The organism is Trabulsiella guamensis ATCC 49490, assembly GCF_000734965.1.
Lineage (GTDB): Bacteria > Pseudomonadota > Gammaproteobacteria > Enterobacterales > Enterobacteriaceae > Trabulsiella > Trabulsiella guamensis.
In genome coordinates this window covers 1-459 of record NZ_JMTB01000218.1, presented here as the reverse complement: position 1 = coordinate 459, position 459 = coordinate 1, and the positions used below count along the sequence as shown (strand labels likewise).

The following is a 459-nucleotide window of genomic DNA, read 5'->3' as shown; positions in this document are numbered from 1 at the left end:
CTTTAATGGCCGTGGAGTTTGCTCCGGTCAGCAGGACATCGCCTGAGTTTTCCAGCGTACCGCTGTTTTTTGCCGTGAATGCAGTCGCATCAGCAACAGACGAACTGATGGATGCCGCGTTAATCAGTGTTGCCCCGGTATCCTCTTCCGCAACAGTGCCATCCAGATCGTAGGTATTACCATCAACGGTTCCTGCCGTTGCACCACTACCGGTGATGGTGACAGACGCACCACTTTCAATAGTGGCTTTTGCACCTCCGGTAGAGAACACGCCTGTGGCGCCATCACCACTGATATCCAGAACACTGCCGCCACCAATCGTCGCCTCTGTCCCGGCATCAGTCACATAGACCCCGGTGGCGTCTTTGCCACTGGCTGCAACCTGAATATCCCCGTCCATTACCGCTTCACCTTCCAGACGGAACAGTGTCGAGCGTTCCCCGGATGCGTCCAGCACGG

At 56.2% G+C, this 459-nt stretch carries 1 protein-coding gene; it reads right to left on the bottom strand.

Annotation, left to right across the window (positions count from 1 at the left end):
• On the bottom strand, positions 1-459 hold a 459-nt coding region (locus tag GTGU_RS26270), incomplete at both ends, for a hypothetical protein (protein ID WP_038163861.1).